This is a genomic window from Flavobacterium petrolei, assembly GCF_003314435.2.
Classification (GTDB): domain Bacteria; phylum Bacteroidota; class Bacteroidia; order Flavobacteriales; family Flavobacteriaceae; genus Flavobacterium; species Flavobacterium petrolei.
Genome location: NZ_QNVY02000006.1, coordinates 25887 through 47708, shown reverse-complemented (window position 1 = coordinate 47708; position 21822 = coordinate 25887). Strand labels below are relative to the sequence as shown.

At 31.9% G+C, this 21822-nt stretch carries 16 protein-coding genes and 1 pseudogene; 1 reads left to right on the top strand and 16 read right to left on the bottom strand.

All coding sequences use genetic code 11. From position 1 onward, the window contains the following. Nucleotides 1-11 precede the first annotated feature (11 nt). The 14 genes and pseudogenes from DR871_RS14655 to DR871_RS14590 form a co-directional block, all read right to left on the bottom strand. Nucleotides 12-317 carry a helix-turn-helix domain-containing protein gene (locus tag DR871_RS14655; RefSeq protein ID WP_113667180.1) on the bottom strand — a complete coding sequence of 102 codons (306 nt, stop codon included), beginning with the start codon at nt 315-317 and terminating at the stop codon, nt 12-14. A gap of 802 nt (nt 318-1119) precedes the next feature. After that, nucleotides 1120-1896 carry a phosphatase PAP2 family protein gene (locus tag DR871_RS14650; RefSeq protein WP_099715583.1) on the bottom strand — a complete coding sequence of 259 codons (777 nt, stop codon included), beginning with the start codon at nt 1894-1896 and terminating at the stop codon, nt 1120-1122. Between the two features lie 38 nt (nt 1897-1934). Next, nucleotides 1935-2360: an EamA family transporter gene (locus DR871_RS14645; RefSeq protein ID WP_113667179.1), complete on the bottom strand. Its 426-nt coding sequence runs from the start codon at nt 2358-2360 to the stop codon at nt 1935-1937. A 19-nt stretch (nt 2361-2379) separates the two neighbouring features. Continuing rightward, nucleotides 2380-3261, bottom strand: coding sequence for a diacylglycerol/lipid kinase family protein (locus DR871_RS14640; RefSeq protein ID WP_099715581.1), 882 nt, complete (start codon nt 3259-3261; stop codon nt 2380-2382). Then, entirely contained in the window at nt 3261-5222 is a 1962-nt protein-coding gene (locus tag DR871_RS14635) for an LTA synthase family protein (RefSeq protein ID WP_113667178.1), read from the bottom strand. Before DR871_RS14635 ends, DR871_RS14640 begins: the two co-directional genes overlap by 1 nt. A 96-nt stretch (nt 5223-5318) precedes the next feature. Continuing rightward, the gene (locus DR871_RS14630; RefSeq protein WP_099715579.1) at nt 5319-5750 is read right to left on the bottom strand and encodes a PepSY-like domain-containing protein; all 432 of its coding nucleotides are present in this window, start codon (nt 5748-5750) and stop codon (nt 5319-5321) included. A gap of 175 nt (nt 5751-5925) precedes the next feature. Beyond that, a pseudogene (locus tag DR871_RS16665) lies at nt 5926-6015 on the bottom strand (hypothetical protein); the annotation flags it as partial. 491 nt (nt 6016-6506) lie between these two features. Beyond that, entirely contained in the window at nt 6507-7913 is a 1407-nt protein-coding gene (omp85, locus tag DR871_RS14620; RefSeq protein WP_113667177.1) for an Omp85 family outer membrane protein, read from the bottom strand. A gap of 101 nt (nt 7914-8014) precedes the next feature. Further along, nucleotides 8015-9043 (bottom strand): helix-turn-helix domain-containing protein, encoded by a 1029-nt coding sequence (locus tag DR871_RS14615; protein WP_233206905.1) that lies wholly within the window; start codon nt 9041-9043, stop codon nt 8015-8017. 64 nt (nt 9044-9107) lie between these two features. Next, nucleotides 9108-9731, bottom strand: coding sequence for a COG4705 family protein (locus tag DR871_RS14610; protein ID WP_099715577.1), 624 nt, complete (start codon nt 9729-9731; stop codon nt 9108-9110). Nucleotides 9732-9741: 10 nt separating this feature from the next. Next, nucleotides 9742-12156 carry an outer membrane beta-barrel protein gene (locus DR871_RS14605; protein ID WP_233206904.1) on the bottom strand — a complete coding sequence of 805 codons (2415 nt, stop codon included), beginning with the start codon at nt 12154-12156 and terminating at the stop codon, nt 9742-9744. A gap of 61 nt (nt 12157-12217) precedes the next feature. Then, a complete protein-coding gene (locus DR871_RS14600) occupies nt 12218-13507 on the bottom strand; it encodes a sensor histidine kinase (RefSeq protein WP_099715576.1) in 1290 nt (429 codons plus the stop codon). After that, nucleotides 13476-14153 (bottom strand): response regulator transcription factor, encoded by a 678-nt coding sequence (locus DR871_RS14595; RefSeq protein WP_099715575.1) that lies wholly within the window; start codon nt 14151-14153, stop codon nt 13476-13478. The genes DR871_RS14600 and DR871_RS14595 overlap by 32 nt, the downstream gene beginning before the upstream one ends. 720 nt (nt 14154-14873) lie before the next feature. Continuing rightward, a complete protein-coding gene (locus DR871_RS14590; protein WP_113667191.1) occupies nt 14874-15629 on the bottom strand; it encodes an NUDIX hydrolase in 756 nt (251 codons plus the stop codon). Nucleotides 15630-15956: 327 nt separating this feature from the next. On the opposite strand from DR871_RS14590, the gene DR871_RS14585 reads away from it, so the two are divergent. After that, a complete protein-coding gene (locus DR871_RS14585; RefSeq protein WP_207209814.1) occupies nt 15957-18287 on the top strand; it encodes a glycoside hydrolase family 3 C-terminal domain-containing protein in 2331 nt (776 codons plus the stop codon). Nucleotides 18288-18566: 279 nt separating this feature from the next. On the opposite strand, the gene DR871_RS14580 is transcribed toward DR871_RS14585, so the two are convergent. Continuing rightward, nucleotides 18567-20306, bottom strand: a complete 1740-nt coding sequence (locus DR871_RS14580) for a cellulase family glycosylhydrolase (RefSeq protein ID WP_113667176.1) — start codon at nt 20304-20306, stop codon at nt 18567-18569. Between the two features lie 32 nt (nt 20307-20338). Continuing rightward, nucleotides 20339-21796 carry a glycoside hydrolase family 30 protein gene (locus tag DR871_RS14575; RefSeq protein ID WP_113667175.1) on the bottom strand — a complete coding sequence of 486 codons (1458 nt, stop codon included), beginning with the start codon at nt 21794-21796 and terminating at the stop codon, nt 20339-20341. Between the last annotated feature and the right edge of the window lie 26 nt (nt 21797-21822).

Here is a 21822-nt window from a genome sequence, read left to right as displayed (position 1 = left end):
GCTCGGCTTTCTTATTTTACATCAATAAGCAAACCCGAAAGAGTGTCTTTGTATTTTTTCTTGGAAACGAAAGCATCAAGAATATTAAACAAGATCTGTTTTTCTTCATCTGTCAGCGTTTCTATAAGTGTCAATTTTTCCATTAAACTTTTATCGTTGGAATGAATTTCTTTAATTTCTTCGGCAGACGCAAACAGTTCGGCAATTGAGCAACCCATTGCTTTTGCAATTTTTTCAATCGTAGAAAATGATGGGTCAGTTTTATTGTTTTCTATAGTACTAAATTGTGCTTTGTCGATACTTGCCTGCCAAAACAATAAATAGCAGATGTTTCATTCGATTGTTTTTGATATAGAAATAGAAGACAAGAGATAAACGGGTTATTATAATTATATTTCGTATCTATATTGTCAGGTTCAACCTGACAATATAGCTTTGGTATGTATATCGTACTAAATAAATAATTGTTGATATTATTATATTTTGTTTCATTGTAGTCAGGTTAAACCTGATATGTTAACTATGAGGCATAAATTTATATCTACACAATCTAATTAGATTTACTGCATTCGAAATTTTGATTAAAAGCTGGATAGTTCTATATGCACTATTATGCCAAATTATTTAACGAAGCTAAAAAAAAATTCTGGTGCAAATCACGAAGTGTAGATGATTTATTTTAAACTATGTCATTAATTTTTTGGAACGTTGGCAAAGAAGTGGCGACTGAAATGTAAAACGTACTTTTAATACCGTAAAAAGGAGAATGTTGGAGTTATCAAACAAGTAGTTCGTTAAATGAAGCTAATAAATAAATGAGTTGTGCACGGTGAGAAAAAATATATAAAGACAATTATTTATTATAAACTTATATTTGAAAAAAGGCTTTAATTATAAAAACCGAAGTCTAGACTTTTCAACTTACACTTTTTGCGATAGTGTCCAGAATTCCATTTATATCTGAATATTTAAAAAAATATTGCTTTCAATACTAAGTGTCAATTATACTTATACATTAGAAACCAATTAAAATTAGTATTTTAGGCTAAATCAGATAATAATCTAAAAAAAAACCACTTCTCTTTAACAAAAAGTATCTTTTAAAAATAATTACAAATATTAAAACGTTTTAATGAAGCCTACACCTAATTGTTTGCCATTATAGAAAGGTGCTATAGCTGACATACTATTTTTTTCTTTGGATTTGAATATTTTTTCTTGTATCCATGGATTGATCCAATAGGCAACTTTTGTACTTAAAATTCCAATTCCAGCACCTGCAACCACATCTGTTAGCCAATGTTTGTCGTTGTAAATTCTGAATGCTCCTGTACCAGTAGCAATTATATATCCTGAAATTCCATACCATATTGAGACATCTTTATACTCTTGCCAAAGGAACTCTGCGCCTGCAAAAGCCGTGGCTGTATGTCCAGATGGAAAAGAATTGAAACCACTACCATCAGGTCTTTCGACTTGTGTAATTGATTTTAAACTTAAAACTGATGCTGAGATAATTAAATAAGAAGTACCGAGTATTATGGTTCTGTCTTTAAAATTATGTTTTCCTTTTATGCCCAAAGCATTTAATCCGTAAACTGATAAAGCTGGTGCATATTGCGAGAAATCGTCAATGGTTACTTTTTTATCGATATCTTCATTTACTTCTTCTTTTATTTGAGTATTGAAGAGTTTTAATTGATCACTTTCAATACCAATTACACCATAACCTATTAAAACGGACGGAATGATTAGTTGTTTTAATTTGAATTTATGCGTGCTGTCGGTTTTCGGAATAGTATCTGTATCAATTTTCTTCTCTTGAACACTTTCAATCTGGTTCTGTGCATGCAATGTAGCTATACTTAATAATGAAAATAAAATGGTTTTAAACATGGTAAATAATTTAAAAGGTTACGCGTAGTTTTATACCATTATGATTTCATTGTTAAGATTAGTATTCCGCCTATAATCATCAAACCACCCAAAGCTATGCGCCAAGTAAATTGTTCGTTTAGAAATATAAAAGAAAGTACTAGTGTGATAATTATTCTTCCTTTATCGATTAATGCCACTTCGGAGACTGTGCCTATTTTTATTGCTCTATAATAAAAGACCCAAGAAATTGCCGTTGTTAGAGCCGAAACACCTAACAACAAAACATCTTTTTTGGTAAGATTAGAGAAATCTTTATAATTATTAAAAACTATGATGTTAAACCAAATAAAAATAAATACGAATGAAGTCCGAATAGCCAAGCCTGTATCGGAAGCTACATTCTTTAAACCTGCTTTAGCAACTACCGATGTCAAACCAGCGAAGAACATCGATATTAGAGCAAAAATTTGATACTGTTTCATAACTTAATTAGTTTAAATTTTATTCTGTCAAAACTTCTAATCCACTTTTTATTATTGTAACTTCTATTTTATTTGTTCTCAAATTATGAAATTCTCCGTCAATTTGCGTGTCTACGAAGATTTTCTTAGGCATTTCTATATTTATTTTTTCGATTAATGTGTGTCGTGCTTTTTCGAATTTTTCTATTTTATTTGATATTACTCTCATACCTAAAATTAGTTTATCAAATAAGTTTAGTTTAGAAATTACAACTAAATCTAATAGACCATCATTTAAACTTGCTTTAGGTGTTAAACTCATTCCATATCCCATTTCATTTGAATTAGAAATAAAAATCATGAAGGCATTTGTATTGACAATATGATTGTTAAATGAAAGTATCGTTTCCATCGGATTAAATTGAATACTTGATGCTATAGAAGCCCGAACATAAGAAAACAATGTTCTCTTACTGTAACTCTCATATTTTTTTATAATCGTTGCATCAATTCCAACCCCCACATTGCTAAAAAAATAATGGTCGTTTACTTTTCCAACATCAATAAATTGTGTGTTGCCTTTACGTATAATTTCCGTTGCTTTATCCAATGATTTTGGAATGTTTAGATTAGAAGCTAAACCATTTCCAGAACCAACTGGAATAATTCCTAATTTTATTTTGGTATTAATTAAACACGACGCCACTTCATTTATGGTGCCATCTCCGCCACATACTACAATACAGTCCGGATTGTTAGAAATTGCATTTTGGGTAAGGATGATTGCGTGTTTTTTATAATTTGAATAGTCAACTGCAATCTTATAAGTTTCCTTTGGAAAATGCTTTTCTAATTCGGTTTTGCCAATATTATGTTTTCCACTACCTGATATTGGATTAACAATAAAATGAATGTAAACCATTATTCAAGCAGCTTATTAGTAAATAAATAATCAGCAGTTTGATACCAAGAAATGGTTTCATTTAGGAAATTTTTGTCCAATGGCAATGGTTTTAATCTATTATCGGTTTTATTCCAAGTATAAAATGCTTGCTTCTTTTGGTCAGACAAAATCATTACTTTTTCTTTTTTCATCAATACTAATTTTCTGTATGTTCCTACTAATGCGCGTTCTTCAAAGTTTGGATTAAATACATTTTTACCAAAGAAATTGCTTTCGTAACTCCAATTCATCATTGAAAAAAATGTTGGAAAAACATCTATTTGAGAGCATTGTTTTTTTACTTTTTGGCTTATTGCTTCTGGAAAATTTATTATAAATGCCGGGATGTGATAATTGGCAACATCAATTTCATCTTTACCTGCACTACTAGCGCAATGGTCGGCAATAATTATAAAAACAGTATTCTTGAACCAAGGTTTGTTTTTGGCTTTTTGAAACATTTTTTTTAAGGCATAATCAGTATATTTTACAGCTCCTTCACGACCAGTTCCTGATGGAATATCAATTGCATTGTCAGGATAAGTATACGGTCTGTGGTTGGAAGTTGTCATTACAAAATTGAAAAATGGTTTGTTGTTTTTGTAATGTTCATCAGCCACTTTAAGCATTTTAGAGTAAATGTCATCATCACAAATACCCCAAGCATTTTCAAAAGTCACTTCGTTATCATTAATATTATTTCGTACCGTTTTAATTTTATCACTTAAAACGCTACCTCGTCCACGATCATAAATTGTAAATCCGTTGCCACCAAAATACGCGTTCATATTATCAAAATAACCATCGCCGCCATAAAAGAAATTTGAGTTATATCCTTTGGTTTTAAAAACATTTGAAACGGTATATAGGTTTTGATTTTCGGGACGTTTTACGATACTTTGTCCCGGTGTTGGTGGAATACAAAGTGTCATTGCTTCCATACCACGAACGGTTCTAGTTCCTGTGGCATATAAATTGTCGAAAAACACACTTTTTTGAGCTAAACTATCTAAAAAAGGTGTAATATTTTCTTTATTTCCAAACTCGTTCATAAAACTACCACTAAGACTTTCAACCAAAATAAATACTACATTCTTTTTACTTGGCTCTTGGTTAGTTGTGTCTGTTATTGTTCTGTGAATAGATAATCCTTCTGATTGGTATTTACTGTTTTTATCGCTCAATTTATTTCTAATAATAGCAAAAGCCGATTTGTTATTTACAGAAGTATAAAACTCATAGTATGCCATTTGATTGTTTCTGAAAGCTGCAAAAAATGAATAAATTCCCGATTTTGATATTTCAGCGTTGTATCTATTTTTAGACCATTCCGCCTGATTATTTGTTATAAATGTTGTAAAAAACAAACAAGAAACTACACCAGTACCTAACACAATACTTTTTTCTTTTAAAGTTGTAGTTTGTGAAAATGTGTTTTTGAAGGCATTTCTTTTATAAAATAGAAATAAGACTAAAAATACAATTAATGATACTCCACTAATTAATATTGGTAGAGGATATGATTGTTGAATGTTTGAAATAACTTCGTGAGTGTATATTAAATAATCTACTGCAATGAAATTAAATCTCGTTTTGAATTCGTCCCAAAAAGTAATTTCGGCAAAAAAGGTAAATACTAATATAAAGGTTACTACTGTGGTAAAAAACCAAATGAATATTTTATCAACCAACGAGCCAACCCATTTATTTGGAAAAATGAAGTAATAAATAATGGCAGGAAATACAATAAAACTAATTGTACCTATATCGAAAAATAATCCTGTTAGTACTGTTCCTAAAACAGTGAAAATGTTAAACGAAACTTCGTCGTATTGCCATATAAAAAAAATAATTCTTACTATCTGAGAGATAATAACAAACCATAATACAAAAGTAAGTAACAATGCGTATCTGGTTGATAAGTTGGTTTTTTTGAACATAATAGTTGGTAAATAATATTTTGAAAGAGAGTGAAATAGTGATTTGTAAACAGAAAAAAACACCCACACATACTGTCTAGATGCTTTAAAAAAAATCTAACTAACCTTGTCTTTAGTGATGAAATTACCGTTCTCGTCAAAAAGCAAATCCTTGCCTTTAATTTCGGCTTCGTATATTATAGTACCTTCTTCAGTAACAATTTTTGCTGCTTCTTTTACTTTTTGATTTTTATAATTATCCTTTAAGTATTGCAACGCATTTTTAGGCAATTGACTGACTTTAATTTCAATTTCTGTTTCAACAATTTTTCCATCTTGACTTAACAAAACCGAATTATCTACATTATTCAAATCAAAACTTGCTTCAAAGTTTTTCCCTTCCTTATCCCATTTTACTTCTTTTGCTTTTGGAAATTTTTGAAGAAGCGCATTTTTGACTACTTGAGGCACATTTTGCTCTTTCGTTTTTTGAGCAAACGACACTAATGATACCATTATTAAGGTTATCACAATTATTGATTTTTTCATTGCTATTCTATTTTATAAATTAATAATAGTCAAAGATGAAAACCAATTTAGAAGAAATATTGAATTTTGGGCTTGGGACTGTTTTTTATGAAGTTTTTATGATATTACTTTCCAATAATCAGTTTTTGTTTTTCTATTTTATTGTTTTTAATAATGGCAACGGTTATTAATAGCATTAAAATTGTAAATAGTATAGCTGACGACAAGTAGTTCCAAAATTTAGATCGCCTTTTTCCAAAGGTTTTGTAAGTAAATCTCCAAAAGTTGCTCCGAATGGTCGTGTTAAAACAAATGCTAACCAAAACGTTTCTTTGCTAGAGCTCGTGGCGACTTATGGAAAGCTTTTTTTCCATAATTGCCCGAGAGAAGTTATGAAAAGTAAATGAACAATTTACCGAAAAACTAGCCATGAGTTTTAGCAATTGTTGGCAGATGCCCTTTATTCTTCTGTTTCCGTTCTGTTTTGTAATCCTTTCATAATTAGGTTTAGGGTTTCAATAAATTTAAGTCTGATAGGTATAAATACAAATCGGATTACAAAAAATATAAGTCACACATAAATAAATATAAATTGGATTGATATAAATAGGACAAACAGAAATGTAAATGCGAAACATATTTATATAAATGCGGAGCAGATATATATAATTGCGATAGCAATAAATATAAATCCGCTAGTTAGTTTTATATTTCTGTTTGTAACATACACTATTTTTATATCTCCAAAATCTTTACAAATAATACCAAACTAATTTGTTAAAAAGCTTGACCTATGCCGATGTAGAAGAGTTTATCTTCTTTTGATATTCCGTAATCAAATGATAAAATTGTGGACTGATTCCAAGCAATTCTTGCACCTAAACCATACGAGTAACGAATGTTTTTAAAGTTTAGATTTTGCCATTCGTCTCTTACTGTTCCTGCATCAAAAAATGGTGCGACACCGAAAGCAAATCTTTGTTTTCCTAATTTTGTTTCTGCAATTCTATATCTTATTTCAATATTTGTGAACCACGTAGAACGTGCTAAAAACCGATTTGCTCGATAACCTCGCAATGATTGCTTTCCACCAAGTGCATTGATGCTACCTTCTGGACTCCATTGGTCTTGAAATTCAAAAAATGGGGCATTCGAGCCAAAAATGTTACCAACTCCAAATCTTCCAGCGATAACAGTTCTTTTTCCAAAAGGCAACTTTTGATATGCTCTTGCTTGAATAAAAAGTTTATTGAAATCAAATTGTGAGCCAATATATTTGCCAGAATATTCATTTGCTATTTCAAAATAGTAACCTTTGGTTGGGTCGGGTTCAAAATCTCTTGTGTCATAAATTAATGCGGTTTGTAAAATTGAAATCCAACCACCATTTAAGCCAGATATTAAGCCTTGATTAAAATCTCTTTGCAAAAGTGAAAATCCATTTGGAGCAGTAGTTTCTTCTCCTGAATTTGGATTTATTGCCTCTGCTTCCTCTCCCTCAAAAGTTTTATAACTTAAATTTTGAATTTCATAACCACCCATTACTCGCCATTTTCCGTTTCCTATTGCGTAATCTCCTTTTAGATTAAGCATATATTCTGTTTCTCTAAATCGGTTTGACAAGGCATCTGTCACAAAACTTGCTTCGCCAATTCCACCTGGTCTCAGCGTTTTTCTTGCTTTGTCAAATGCTTCATATGTTGAAAAAGTAATGTTTTCATTGGATGGCAATCGTAGATTGCCCAACGTTGATTCTGTTGAGCCAAAATATAAATTTGCTGGATTTTGTTGTGCTTTAAAATCAATTTTAAATCTCCAACGTGTTCCTTTATAATATGGTACATCTAAAGATAAAATTAATTCTCTTGCGTTTGAAGTGTAATATGCTGCATTAGCTTTTAGTTTTGCCAAGTAAGGTGTGTAGGCAAAAAGTGGATTTGTTCGTTCGCCGTTCCAATAGACATTACTTCTAAGACCAAAACCAAAACCTGTAACAGGATCTGATGAAAAGTCAGGCAAACCCGTTATGAAAGTTCCTTCTCGTTTTTTTGCAAGGTCATCATCTGACATTCGTTTTGATTTTACAAATGAAAGTGTATCGTTTACTTGTGCGTTAATCGAGTACGTTGAAATAGTTAAAATAAAGCAAAAGAGAATCTTTTTAATTAATTTAAGTTGCGACATAATTTTGGGTTCTTTTAATTATTTCGCAAATATCGTAAGTGATTGTGTTTTCATAAAAATGAAATAAGTGCAAAATGATTGATTTGTACCAATTACTTTTTTTACAAAAGATTTTTCTTGAATTGTGTTGGTGTTAAGCCTTTGAATTTCTTAAATGTAGCATTAAAAGAAGATTTAGAATTAAAACCTACATCTGTAGCGATTCCTAAAAGTGTAAGATTATTGTTTTGGTCGTTTTTTAGTCGGTTTACAAATTCTTCCACTCTATATTCATTTATGAAATCTTGAAAATTGGTATTCATATGTTCGTTTAAAACTTCAGAAATGTATTGACGCGGAATATTTAATTTATCTGAAACATCTTGTATGGATAATTTTCCATCAAGATATATTTTATCAATTTGCATTGCATTGATTAAAGCAGTTTTATATTTACTAATTGTTTCATCGTTTAGATTTGAGTTTTTGTATTTACCGATTTCTACTTTAGGTAAAATTTCTTTATTACCATTAAACAACTTAAAAGTTATAAAATAGAATAAAAACGCAACAACTATTAAAAGATATGAATTGAAATTTTGGTCGTATAAAAACGGTAATTCTGATAATCCAACGATTTTAAGAATATCATTAATGAGTGAAAAAACGAACAAAATAATGATTGGAATGATGAAATATATAATCCAATTTTTTCTTTTACTTGAAATTATGGAAAATAAAATTAGTAATAAGTAGATGATAAAAGTTAATTCGCAGAATACTTCTAAAACTTCAATGACTATATTAGTTTGAATTAATTTTATTTCAATTACTTCAAGAATTAGATAAATGATATTTGGTATGAAAAAACAGTAATCTGATTTTATAAACTTTTCTTTATTGCTTTTGAAATACCTAAAAAACAAAAATAGAAATGTTATAAAAAGTGTGTTATCGAAAAGAAACCAATCGGTGTTATTAACAAATATATTATTCTTGTCATCTCCAATAATGTATAAAACGATAGAAAATAAACTTCCGAATAATAACCAAAAAGTTGTGTTCTTATAACTATTGCGATTGTTATATAAAACAAAAAGGACGAAAAGTCCTTGAAGTAATGCAATAATTTGAATTGTTTTAAGCATCATTAAAATTTACTGTTTGCAAGATACAAAATTTGAAAAATATTTAATAGTGCGAAATATCTTTATATTATTTTAGATAATGTTTCTTTTTATCGAGGTTTTTATGCGTTTCGTGCAGCTCGAGGGTTTCTGCCATCAATAGTACTTCCGAAACTTTCAAAAAATAGTGTGCTAAAATTAGTAGCAGTAATAAACTTCCAATAAGCAACGCACCACCAAGAAACCCAAGACCTGAATTATCGGCTAAAAAGTCGCCTAACGCTGTACCCAATGTATTAGAAAATAAAATAGCTATCCAATAGAATGTTTCACCATGAAATGTATTAATATCGTTTACGGATACTGATTTCTCCGTTTTTTTCCATGCTACAAATGTTGCAATCAATATTGTAATTAGAAGTAATGAACCGGTGGCATATCCTAAGCCTAATGTGCGATCCATAAAATCTGACATTGTAGTTCCAGCTGTGCTTGTTGCCAAAATTACTGACCAATATAGCATTGGTTTGTACTTTGTAGCATACAATTGCAATTGAAGAGTAACAATGAAAAAACCAACTAAGATTAATGAAATCAATGCATAACCAATATTTAATGTCATTGAAAATAAATCTCCTGCTGTTTCACCTAAAGTGGTAGCGCAAATTTTCATTATCCAAAACGCCATTGTAATTTCTGGTAATTTTTTCATTAGAACTAATTTAGAATTTATAGTTGTAACCCAGTCTTATTACTTGTGTTTCGTAATAGTCATTGCTAGTATAACTAAAATCTTGTCCTTGAATTTCTTTTTTAATTACCAAAGTATTTAATAGGTCAGTAGCATTTATAAAAAATTCTCCTTTACCATTTTGAACTGATTTTTTCAATCCTAAATCAATAGAAAATCTTGATTTAATTTTGCCTTGCGGAATAATATCTGGTGCTAAATAAACAGCCGTTAGTTGCGCATCCACTTTTTTAGTTAAGTGCAATGTGTTGTTCCACTTTATATTTCCTGAGAAAACATCTTGTTTTGCTGCCGAAAAAGTATTTGGCTGTGGATATAAATTTTGAACTGTAAACGCACCGATTTGATTATAATAGGCATTAAGATTAATATTGGAAGAATACCATTTTACAATATCTTGTGAAATGACCATTTCAACACCTGTATTTGAACTTTTATTTACGTTTTGAAAAATGGCATAAATCAGATTACTACTAGGAACTGTAGAAGCTATTCTTGTTATTGTAGCATTGGTAAAGCGATGGTAGATAGCGGAATATAAATAGCCTTTTTTCAAATTTCTTTTGAAACCTAATTCCACTAAATTAGTGAATTGTGGTCTTAGTCCAGGATTACCAACTTTGATAATTTCGGCATCGTCGTACTTTGGAAATATTCTAATATCTACTTCGTTTGGTCTGTCAATTCTGCGGTTGTAGAACAATGATATTTTGTTGTCATCATTGATTTTATAAGCAAAACGGAAATTAAGAAATGGTTCGAAATACGAATATCCATCAGTTCTATAGGTTGGATGGTTTGGATTTACCTCGTATTCTAAATCTAAGTATTCTAGGCGTAATCCGATTTCGGCTTCGATTTTATTGGTTTCATAAATGTAGTTTCCATAAACTGCTGGAATAATTTCTTCATAGGTTGCTTTACCACCTGCACTTGCATCCAAAGGCGAATTATTTCCTGGAAAGAATTGCATGTTTGTTGGAATAATACGGTTTCGAAATTTGAACCCTGTTTCAATTCGTCCGTATTTTAAAGGTTTTATGTAATCGATATTTAGATCTATTACACTTTCATCTGATAATAATTTGAAGGAATCTTTACTCGAAAAACTTGGCAAAATGTTATCGAAGAAATATTTTTCATCTTCTCTATGAAAGGTATAATTGAAGCCAATATTTAACAAATGTCCGGCTTGCTTGAATTTATGTTGATATGCAGCAGTTCCCATCACTGTTGTTTTTAATTCATCCTCTAAAAATTGCCAAAGTCGTAATCGTTCGGAATAGTCTGCATTAAAAAAAGGTTGGTCGCCGTTATCAATAATTTTTTCTGAACCAAATAAACCCGAAACGGTTAGCGTATTGTAATCATCGATATTCCAATCAATTCCCGATTTAATTGTTGAAAAATGGGTGTTTCGATTTCTTTTTAATTGTTGGCTAATTATTGTGCCGTCATTGTATGTTCGTGTTACAAATTCATTTTTATTTAGGGTTTCTGTGTATAGATAATCGCCTTGAAAAAACGCATTAATTTTATTTTTGCGATAATTGAGTGATAGTGTAGGATTGATTTTTGGTGTTAATGAATATTGTGGTCTTATTGTAGGCAAATTTTCTTTTCGTTCCCACAAAGCACCTAAACCCGACGTAAAACCCACTTTACCATTAAAGCCTTCTTTTTTGTTTTTCTTATAGATGATGTTAATAATTCCAGCATTACCATTGGCATCGTATTTTGCAGATGGATTATTAATGATTTCTATTTTATCTATTGCTGAAGCAGGAATATTATCTAAACCCGATTGATTTCCGAAGCCTGTTAAAGCAGTTTGCTTACCGTCAATCAATACGGTCACTTTATCATTGCCTCTAATTTGTACTTTTCCGTCTTGGACTGTAACCCCTGGTAAGTTTTGCATGGATTGTAAAACAGAGCCGCCACTTTGACTAATATTGTCAGCCATAGAAAAGGTTTTTTTATCCATTTTCTCGCTGACAGTATTTGTTTTTGATACTACTACTACTTCTTGTAAGGTTGTGGCATCTTCTTCTAATTCGATAGTGCCTTGATCTAAAAACTCGGAAAGGGATCCAACATAAACTGATTGTGTCTTGATTTTGAACCCAATAAAGGAGAATTCTAAAATATAGTTTCCAGATTTGATATTGGCCAATGAAAATCGACCTTCCTCATTTGTTATTGTTCCGGCAATTAAAGTAGCATCTTTAGAAGTTTTTAATGCCACATTTACAAATGGTAATGCAAGTTTAGTTGTTTTGTCTTTTGTGTTACCCGACACTGTTACTGATTTATTTTGTGCCCTTAAATTTGCTACCGATAATAGTAGCATTGTTACTAATAGAACGTTTTTAATTCGCATCATGCTTTTTCCTTTTATTTTTTTTGAACAAAGTTCTGAATGGAATTTGAAGAAATATTGAATTTTAAAAAACTATTTCGAATTTATGCATTCTATCCATAAAATAGTAGTTAACGGACCAATGGTTTGTATCCGCAATTTTTTTAATGATCGATAATCCTAAACCATTTCCTTGAGAGGATGGATTGGATTTAGAAAAACGCTCAAACATTTTTTCAGTCTGTAAAGCTATGAGTATTCCTGTATTTGCGAAAGTTATACTATGATTAGTAAGTTTGATTATAACTTGACCATTTAATACATTGTGATTTATGGTGTTTAAAAATAAGTTACTGATTATCATTTCTGCCAGAAAATGATTTGATTTGGCTTCAACTTCATTTGATAATTCTGTTGTAATATCTATTTTTTTTGAAAGTGCTTGTTCATTAAAAAAGGTTAGTTGATTATTGATGATATCTTTTATGTTTATTTTCTCAATCTCATTGTATGAATTGCTATCAATTTTTGATAACACCAACAGATTTTTATTAAGTTTAACCAACCTTGTGGTAGTGTTGTTTAAATCATCAATCAATTTAAATTGTTCTGAGTTTAGGTCATTTCTTTGAAGTATATTCTCTAATTTACCTTTAAAAATTGCAATTGGTGTTTGCAACTCGTGTGCTGCATTTTCTATAAACTCTCTTTGACTTTGATAAATGCTAGAGTTTTTATGGATTAAGCTATCGATGGCACTATTTAATCGGTTGAACTCTTCGGTTGTGTTTTTAATTAATTTTACTGAAGTAGATTTGTCAATTTCAAATTGTTCCATTTTGTCTAAAGCTGCATAAAATGGTTGCCATAATTTTTTTGAAATTATTTTGGTGATAATGAAAAAGCCTATAATTAAAAGTACTAATAGTGAAATGAAAAGAATTACAGTACTTCCAATTAGATTTTCTTTTTCGACCATATTTATTTTGGCAGAAAAAGTGAACCATTTGCCTTCAATTTTTACTGGAGCGTTGAGCACTCTAAATGGTTCGTTTTCTTTAGTTAATGCATCGTAATAACTATGATCAAATAAACTGTCTTTTTGTATGCCATTGAATTTTTCGAGATTTACATCGCGATTGAACTTGTTCCAAAGCGTTATGTCCATTATAGTTAAATCATCTTTAGTAAATTTATCAAATTGCTTTTTTATCGCATATAAATCCTCATTAGCATCGTCTTCATATAAAATATTAGAAATAATATAAAATACAGGACCAACTGTGATTAGTATTACTAGCGCATAGATAAAATAATAATTTAGTGTTTTTTGAAGTAGTTTTTTATTCATCTTGCCATTTATAACCTGTTCCATAAACTGATTTTAGATAATCTGTTGCGCCCATTTCTTTGAGCTTCTTTTTCATGTTTTTAATGTGCGCATATACAAAATCATGATTGTCTAACATGTCCGCCATATCACCCGATAAATGCTCGGCAATGGCACTTTTGGATAAAACTTTATTTTTATTACCAATCAAAAATAGTAATAAATCCATTTCCTTTTTGGTAAACTCGATTTTCATGCCTTTGATTTTGACCGACTTGCTTATTGTATCTATTTCTATTTCATTAAAGGAAATCACATTTTTTCCATTGAATTGTTTTCGTCGAACTAATGCTTGAATGCGAACTAATAATTCTGATAAGTGAAATGGTTTTGTTAGGTAATCATCGGCACCAAGTGTTAGCCCTTCAATCTTAGTTTCTAGAGTGTCTTTGGCAGAAATTATAATTACTCCATCTGTTTTGTTTTGCTTCTTTAGGGCTTCTAAAATTTTAAATCCATTACCGTCAGTCAACATTAAATCTAAAAGAATACAATCGTACGAATATAAAACTATCTTCTCGATAGCACCTTTTAAGGTAGTTGCTGATTCACAAAGAAAATCGTTACTGCTCAAGTAATTTATGACACTTGTTGCAATTTCGATTTCATCTTCTATTATTAAAATTTTCATATCACAAAGAAACTAATCAATTTTGAATATAAATTGAATTTTGCTAATATTTCAAACTCATACCTACACAAAATCCCATATCGTTATCATAATGTATTCATGTACTTAGGTTTCTTTTCATAATATATTTCAAGCCAAAAATGTATAATTTGTCAGTATTCCACATTAAATCCATTCTTATACTTTTAGAAACTGGAATGTCCATTGGTTCTAAGTGAAATCTGAAATTACCATCGGTAAAGACTTCAGCTTGTTCTTTTATAACCATTGGTATTGTATTTTAAAGACATTTGCTAAAAACGGAACGATTGTCTTTAGCATTGGACTGCTTTAAAAGGTTTTTTTCCATTTGGCCACCTTCCATTCCTCTACAAAGCCAATCAAAGCAAATGAATGGCATTAACATTGTGTTTTGCCAATATATCTACCAATATTTGTTTCTGTTCCAAGACCACGTTGGAATTCGAAACAAAAGTGAAATTATTTTATATTCTCGAAAAATGTCAAGACAGGTATCAAGAGTTCGATTTCAAACCCTGACAGTCCACAAGAAACTCCATTAGAAATAATGGAGTTTTTTTATTTCTAATTGACCCGTCTTAAAATAGAATTAAATTCAAAAGTTGAAGTTATACAAAAGGATTAAATAACTTGAACTAAAAAACAAGACACAAAAAACTCCTTAATTCCTTAACGAGTTTTCTATGTTTATTGTTCAGATTACCAGCCCTGAGTCAATCCATTCTTTAGGACCTCTTCGTATTTTTCTTTATCGAAACTATATAAATTTGGCGCTTTATGTGCGACATTACTTTTCTTTTCGTCCAGCTTTGTTAAAATGCCTATTGCCGTTATCTTACGTAAAAAATTTCTTCGGTCTAGTTTTCTGCCTAAAATGGTTTCATATAATTTTTGTAATTCCGGAATAGTAAATTTTTCGGGCAGCAAATTATAGCCTACCGGCATTAAATTCAACTCCTTCCGAAGGGTTTCTAGTGCTTTGTCTAAAATTTCCTTATGATCTAGAACTAATTCAGGAACAGCATTATGATCAATCCACTCTACAATTTCATTTTTACCGTCAGGCTGAGGAACCGTTTTTAAAAAATCGACTAAGGCATAATAACCAACTGTTACAAAGCGGCTTGCAAACCATTTCCCCTCGTCTAAAGGTATTTCGTAAAAATTCAGAACACCATTGCTCACTTCAACATCGCATCTATTTGCTGCTCCAAAAGTAGCAAACTGCCTCAGAAAAATTCCTTTTAATCCTGTTCTACCATGCAAAACAGTGACAGCTGCCTGATCAATACCCTCGTTTATCGGCACAAAACCACCTGGCAAAGCCCATTTATCGCTGTACTTTGTTTTTATTAATAAAACTTTAAGTTGATTGTCATGAAATCCGAAAATCACACAATCTATTGATAAACCCGGCTGATAATCTTCCTTATTATCTAAAATGGTTTTTAACATGTGATTTATTCTTCTTATTAATATATGTACTTTTTGAAAGGCGCAATTTAATTCATTTTTTATAAGAAAATAAAAGAACGCCTCATTTTGAAAACGCACCAATCCTTACTTCTGGTTTAAATCAAAAAATAATGTAGCAAAGAAACAAATCCATTTGACAAGAAAACAGATTTCTACAAAAAAACACTTAAAAAAACCATAAACAAAAAAAAATTGTGAAATTTTAAATCGAATGCATTGCCAATCATAAATTTATGTACATTGCGTCAAAATAACACACAATATTATTTATTAAAAATAGTCACCAAAAAACAACCACAAATAACCATGAAAAAATTAATTTTAATACTTATCGGACTTATATTCACGTCCCAATCGAATGCGCAAGAAGTAGATTATCGTGCAAAAGCAAAAAAATTAGTTTCACAAATGACATTAGAAGAAAAAGCTTCTTTATGTTCCGGTGAAACAGCTTGGTCTACAAAAGCAATTACCCGACTTGGCATTCCTTCTATTTTTATGACTGACGGACCGCATGGTTTACGCAAAGCTGAAGGTTTCGACTTTACCAATAGTGTTCCTTCCACTTGTTTTCCAACAGCATCAGCCCTTGCTTCTTCTTGGAATCCAGCATTGGCACAAAAAATGGGTGAAGCCTTAGGAATTGAATCTCAAGCTAACGATGTTCAAATACTATTAGGACCTGGAGTAAATATGAAGCGTTCGCCTCTTGGAGGAAGAAACTTCGAATATTTTTCTGAAGATCCAGTATTAGCTGGAAAAATGGCTATCGGTTTTATAAATGGAGTTCAAAGTCAAGGAGTAGGAACTTCCATGAAGCACTTTGCAGCTAACAGTCAGGAAGCAGAACGCATGTCTAATAGTTCTAATGTTGACGAACGTACTTTGAACGAAATCTATTTTCCTGCCTTTGAAATGGCAGTAAAAGAAGCACAGCCCTGGACAGTAATGTGTTCTTACAATAAACTTAACGGAACATATGCTTCTGAAAATTCTTATTTATTGAATCAAATGCTAAAAGAAAAATGGGGATTGCAAGGTTTTGTAGTTTCTGATTGGGGTGCAGTAAACGAAAGAGCTTTAGGAGTTGGTGCCGGATTGCATTTAGAAATGCCTGCAAGCGGCGGTTTCAATGATAAAAAAATTGTTGAAGCAGTAAAAAAAGGAACTTTGGCGGAAGCCAGATTGGATGAAATCGTAACTGATTTACTTGCCATTACTTTAAAAGCAAAAGACAGCCACAAAAAAGGAATTGTTGTAGACAAAGTAAAACACAATGAATTAGCTAGACAAGTAAGTGGCGAATGTATTGTTTTATTGAAAAACGACAATGCGATTTTACCGTTGCAATCAGCTTTAAAAAAGATAGCTATTGTTGGTGATTTTGCAAAAAACCCACGTTATCAAGGAGCCGGAAGTTCACAAGTAAGACCTACACAAATTGTAAATGCACTGAATGAATTACAAAAAATGGCTAAAGGAACTCAATTTTCTTTTTCAACTGGTTACAATACTGCAGGGGAAACGGATGATGCTAAAATTGCTGAAGCAGTTCAGCATGCAAAAAATTCAGAATTAGTAATTGTTTTTGCAGGTTTACCGGACAGCTATGAATCAGAAGGTTTTGACAGAAATAACATGGACTTGCCTGCGGGTCACAACAAATTGATTTCAGAAGTAGCAAAAGTTAACAAAAACATTGTAGTGGTATTGATGAATGGCGCTGCTGTTTCTATGCCTTGGAAAAATGATGTTGCTGCAATCGTTGAAGCGTATCTTGGTGGTCAAGCCGGTGGTGGCGCAATCGCAGATGTTTTAACGGGGAAAGTAAATCCTTCCGGTAAATTATCTGAAACTTTTCCTGCTCGTTTGGAAGATACTCCTACTGCCATGGATTTCCCTTCCAGAGACGGAAATGCCAATTATGGTGAAGGGATTTTTATAGGCTACCGTTATTATGACAAAAAGAAAATCGAGCCTAACTTTCCTTTTGGATACGGTTTGAGTTACACCTCTTTCTCTTATTCTGATATTAAAGCCAATACTACATCAGCTAAAGATTCCGATGCAATCACAATCTCAGTAAAAGTAAAAAATACAGGTAAAATTGCGGGTAAAGAAGTCGTTCAACTATATGTTCATGAACAAGAAAGCGAAGTGGCAAGACCAGAAAACGAACTAAAACACTTTGAAAAAGTAACATTACTAGCCGGAGAAGAAAAAACAGTTACATTTCAATTGACTTCACGTGACTTTGCTTATTTTAACTCAAAATCTCATGATTGGGCAATAAAATCTGGAAACTTTGACATCCTTATTGGAAGTTCCTCTCGTGATTTGCCTTTAAAACAAACCATAGCTATCGAATCTACAAAAGCTGCAAAAATAGTACTGACGCGTGAATCATTATTTAAAGAATTCAAAAATTCTCCTAATAGTAAAGCGATATATGAACAACTAGTTCAAAGTTTCACTGGTGCGAATAAAAAACCAGAAACAGAAGATGAGAAAAAAGCAGCTTCATTTTTAGAAGCAATGTTAGCCGATATGCCAATTAATAAATTCCTTTTATTATCTGGAGGGAAATTTACAGAAGAAAATCTGGATGGTATTTTGAAAGCTGTCAACCAGAATTAAAGATTGTTATTAATTGTTGTTAAAAAAGTATTGAAAAAGAATGTATTTGAAGCATTTGCGAGCGTCTTCAGCTAATTTCCCTCAATCCAATTTATTCTCCAAATAAACAGCATAACTTGTAGTTTATTAGAAACTAAATAATGAGTCAATACTTTTTTATTTAAAAAAACGCAGTCAACAGTATATTTTAAATATTGTTGACTGCGTTTCTTTAATGCTTACTAATCTTTGGTGTCAAACCACAAAAAAAAGTTACTTATAATGATCTTTGCGTTCGATTTATTTATTGGATTTTTTAAATTCTAAAAAATTAAAATTAAAATTCCCTTTTTCAAAACGGACTTTGACTTTATTTATTCCCTGTTTTAAAATCACATTTTTTAAAGTCACCGTTTTCCATTTATCATATCCTCCCGAAGATGGAATTGTTATGGTTTCAGAAATTCTACCATTTCCATCTTCTAAATACAGTTTCCCGCCTGAAGCCTGACTTGCATAACGAACAGCAATATCAAAACTAGTTTTGGTTTTTACCTCAACCGTGTATTGCAACCATTCACCATCATCAATAAAGCCAACCTGAAATCCGTTTGTCATTGTATCATTGCAAGACTCAATATCAACTCCATCATTTCGCATCATTCCGCCTTTATTCCATTTGGTGAACTTTGTACCGTCATAATTCGCAATATCTTTATCCAAATAAGCGTATCCGTTTTGTCCCAAATCATATTCGGATGCGAATACTTTACCGGGCAAAGAATGATGTTTATATTTCTTAGTTTCCGTAGTTTGGATTTGTCTGAACATCGCATCAATCACATCATATCTGATAGTCAGATTTTCAATTTTGAAGTTTTCGGCAATTTGCATCAATGCTTTTTTGCCAAAATCAACCGAAGGTTTAGCGCTTTTATTATTCCAATATTGCAACAATTGCTCATATTCCGGCGTTTTTTTAACCGAAGTAACTCCCGCTAAATTCTCGATTTTTTTCATTGGCCAAAAAGCCCAACCAATATTATTTGATTCCATCAAAGAAATGGCTTCCTTAAACCAAACATTAGAGTTTTCTCCACTTTCTCCCAACCAAATTGGCACATTGTATTGGGTTCTGTAATCCAACATTTTTTGTATCGAAGCCACATCGTTTTGATTCCAATATTTATGAAAACTCAACGCCATATTTTCATCCCAAAGCGGAAACATTCCATCGTAATTATTCCCCCAACAATTCCCTTCAATGAAAATTAAATGATTTTTATCGATTGCCCGAATGGCATTTGTGACTCTAACTTGCAAAGCTCTTAAAGGCGCATTGGAGTTTTCATCACAACCATTTTGGTTCGTCCCGGTAAAATTCCAATTGGGTTCATTGATAATATCATACGCACCAATCCAAGGATTGTCTTTGTAACGTTCTGCTAATTTTTCCCAGAGTGCGACCATTTTATCCTGGTTGGCTGTACTTTCCCAAAGTGATGGTTTTGCAGGATCATAATCAGAAATATTGGCGTCTTTTCCCTGTCCACCCGGAGCTGCATGTAAATCCAAAATTAAATATATTTTATTGGCAGCACACCATTTCAATAACTCATCGGTCATTTCGAAACCTTCCTCCAGCCAAGTATTCTGACCAGAAACCACTTCTTGTTCTAGAGGTAAGGTATATAAATTGTAATGCATCGGTAAACGAACAGAGTTGAAACCCCAGGCCGCCAATGAATCAATATCTCTCTGAGTTATTCCATTTACTTTATAGGCATCATAAAAGTCTTCGGTGTTCTTGGCACCAATTAAATCCGTTATTTTTTGTTTAATCACATGTTGTGGACCTGCAAACGAACCGGTTTGAAGCATATACCCTTCCTGAACCATCCATCCGCCCAATCCCAAACCGCGCAACACAATATTTTTCCCATTTCCATCAACAATTTCTTGTCCATTTCTATGTAAAAAACCCTGTCCAAACGAGGCAATTGAAAAAGAAATAAAGACTAATAAAACTATTTTTTTCATACAATTGGTTTTAAAATAAAACAGTTTTAAAATTAATACACTAATGTTTGAATCCCGTGAGCAGGAATTACGACAACCGTTTTCTCTGTAGCAATTATTAAATTATACGTCACACTTTTGTCACTTTGATTCATTACTACCGTAACCATTTTCCCGTCTTTATTAAGGAATGAAGTACTTATCAAACTGCTTCGGCTTACTGCCGTACTGACTCTTTTAGCATCTGGTCGAATGAATTTTGAGAAATGTCCAATATAATAATACGACGGCGTATAGATTAATTCTCCCGAATTAGTATCCGCATGAATGGGTGCAAAACAAAAATTCCCTACGTGATTTGGCCCACCATTTTGATCCAAAAGGATGTTCCAATCTGTCCAACCCACAGTTCCATTATTAAAATCATTAATCATAGAAGTTCCATATCGTTCTCCGTTTGCCCAAAATTGGTATTTTTTAGCATCAAATTTTTCTACACAACCTTCAGTAAACAATAAATTTTTAGATGGGTAGGCTTCGTGTACTTTTCGAACATTATCAAACATAGGCTCTCCTCCAGCCCAAGTTTCGTACCAATGAAATCCCATTCCCCAAGCATATTTTGAAGCTTCGGGATCTGAGAAAATAACATTGGCTCTTTGGTTCATCAAATCACGGTTGTGATCCCAAACCACAATTTTTTTATCTCCCAAACCTTCTTTTTTCATTGTTGGACCAAGGAAATTCTTCAAGAAATCTCTTTCGGCTTCCGCAGAATATACACAGGATTCCCAAGTTTGCGTTGCCATAGGTTCATTTTGAACGGTCAACCCCCAAATTGGCATTCCTTCTTTCTCATACGCTTTTATAAATTTCGTGTAATAATTTGCCCATGACTGGTAATATTCCGGAAGTAAAGTTCCACCTTTTAGCATGCTACCGTTGCTTTTCATAAAAGCGGGAGGACTCCATGGCGAAACATAAAGCAATAATTTTCCACCTGCCGTTTTTATGGCTTCTTTAAGCATTGGAATGCGATATTGTCTGTCGTGATCAATATTGAACGTTTTTAAATCCTTGTCTCCTTCTTTGATATACGTGTAACTCCCACTCGAAAAATCAGAACTGTGAATGGTGGTTCTCAATAAGGAATAGCCAATTCCTTTTTCTTTGTCATAGTAGGCGTTTAGTAATTCTTGCTGTTTGCCTTTACTCAATTTTGCAAAAACCTCAGCACTCGCATCCGTGATTGCGCCGCCAATTCCCATAAAGTTTTGGAATGTTTTAGTTGGTTCCACAAAAACAGAAATCTCTGTTTCCAAAGGTTGTTTTGAACTACTAAAACTCAATTTATCAGTTTGCGTCAATCGTAACTTCGTATTTTCTGCTGTTGTGTAAACGGTAATCGTTTTATCTTTAGTAGAAAAAGAGTGTTGTTCCGTTTTATTTTTTTGCTGTGCAAAAGCCAAAAAAGTCACTGTAAATAAAGCAATTGTTGTTATTCTTTTCATGATGTAAGTATTATTATACTATTTTA

Excerpts from the sequence above, each read along its gene's own strand:
- DR871_RS14650 (WP_099715583.1), bottom strand. The coding sequence starts at position 1,896 with ATGTTTAAAACCATTTTATTTTCATTATTAAGTATAGCTACATTGCAT.
- DR871_RS14645 (WP_113667179.1), bottom strand. The coding sequence starts at position 2,360 with ATGAAACAGTATCAAATTTTTGCTCTAATATCGATGTTCTTCGCTGGT.
- DR871_RS14640 (WP_099715581.1), bottom strand. The coding sequence starts at position 3,261 with ATGGTTTACATTCATTTTATTGTTAATCCAATATCAGGTAGTGGAAAA.
- DR871_RS14635 (WP_113667178.1), bottom strand. The coding sequence starts at position 5,222 with ATGTTCAAAAAAACCAACTTATCAACCAGATACGCATTGTTACTTACT.
- DR871_RS14630 (WP_099715579.1), bottom strand. The coding sequence starts at position 5,750 with ATGAAAAAATCAATAATTGTGATAACCTTAATAATGGTATCATTAGTG.
- omp85 (WP_113667177.1), bottom strand. The coding sequence starts at position 7,913 with ATGTCGCAACTTAAATTAATTAAAAAGATTCTCTTTTGCTTTATTTTA.
- DR871_RS14615 (WP_233206905.1), bottom strand. The coding sequence starts at position 9,043 with ATGATGCTTAAAACAATTCAAATTATTGCATTACTTCAAGGACTTTTC.
- DR871_RS14610 (WP_099715577.1), bottom strand. The coding sequence starts at position 9,731 with ATGAAAAAATTACCAGAAATTACAATGGCGTTTTGGATAATGAAAATT.
- DR871_RS14605 (WP_233206904.1), bottom strand. The coding sequence starts at position 12,156 with ATGATGCGAATTAAAAACGTTCTATTAGTAACAATGCTACTATTATCG.
- DR871_RS14600 (WP_099715576.1), bottom strand. The coding sequence starts at position 13,507 with ATGGAACAGGTTATAAATGGCAAGATGAATAAAAAACTACTTCAAAAA.
- DR871_RS14595 (WP_099715575.1), bottom strand. The coding sequence starts at position 14,153 with ATGAAAATTTTAATAATAGAAGATGAAATCGAAATTGCAACAAGTGTC.
- DR871_RS14590 (WP_113667191.1), bottom strand. The coding sequence starts at position 15,629 with ATGTTAAAAACCATTTTAGATAATAAGGAAGATTATCAGCCGGGTTTA.
- DR871_RS14585 (WP_207209814.1), top strand. The coding sequence starts at position 15,957 with ATGAAAAAATTAATTTTAATACTTATCGGACTTATATTCACGTCCCAA.
- DR871_RS14580 (WP_113667176.1), bottom strand. The coding sequence starts at position 20,306 with ATGAAAAAAATAGTTTTATTAGTCTTTATTTCTTTTTCAATTGCCTCG.
- DR871_RS14575 (WP_113667175.1), bottom strand. The coding sequence starts at position 21,796 with ATGAAAAGAATAACAACAATTGCTTTATTTACAGTGACTTTTTTGGCT.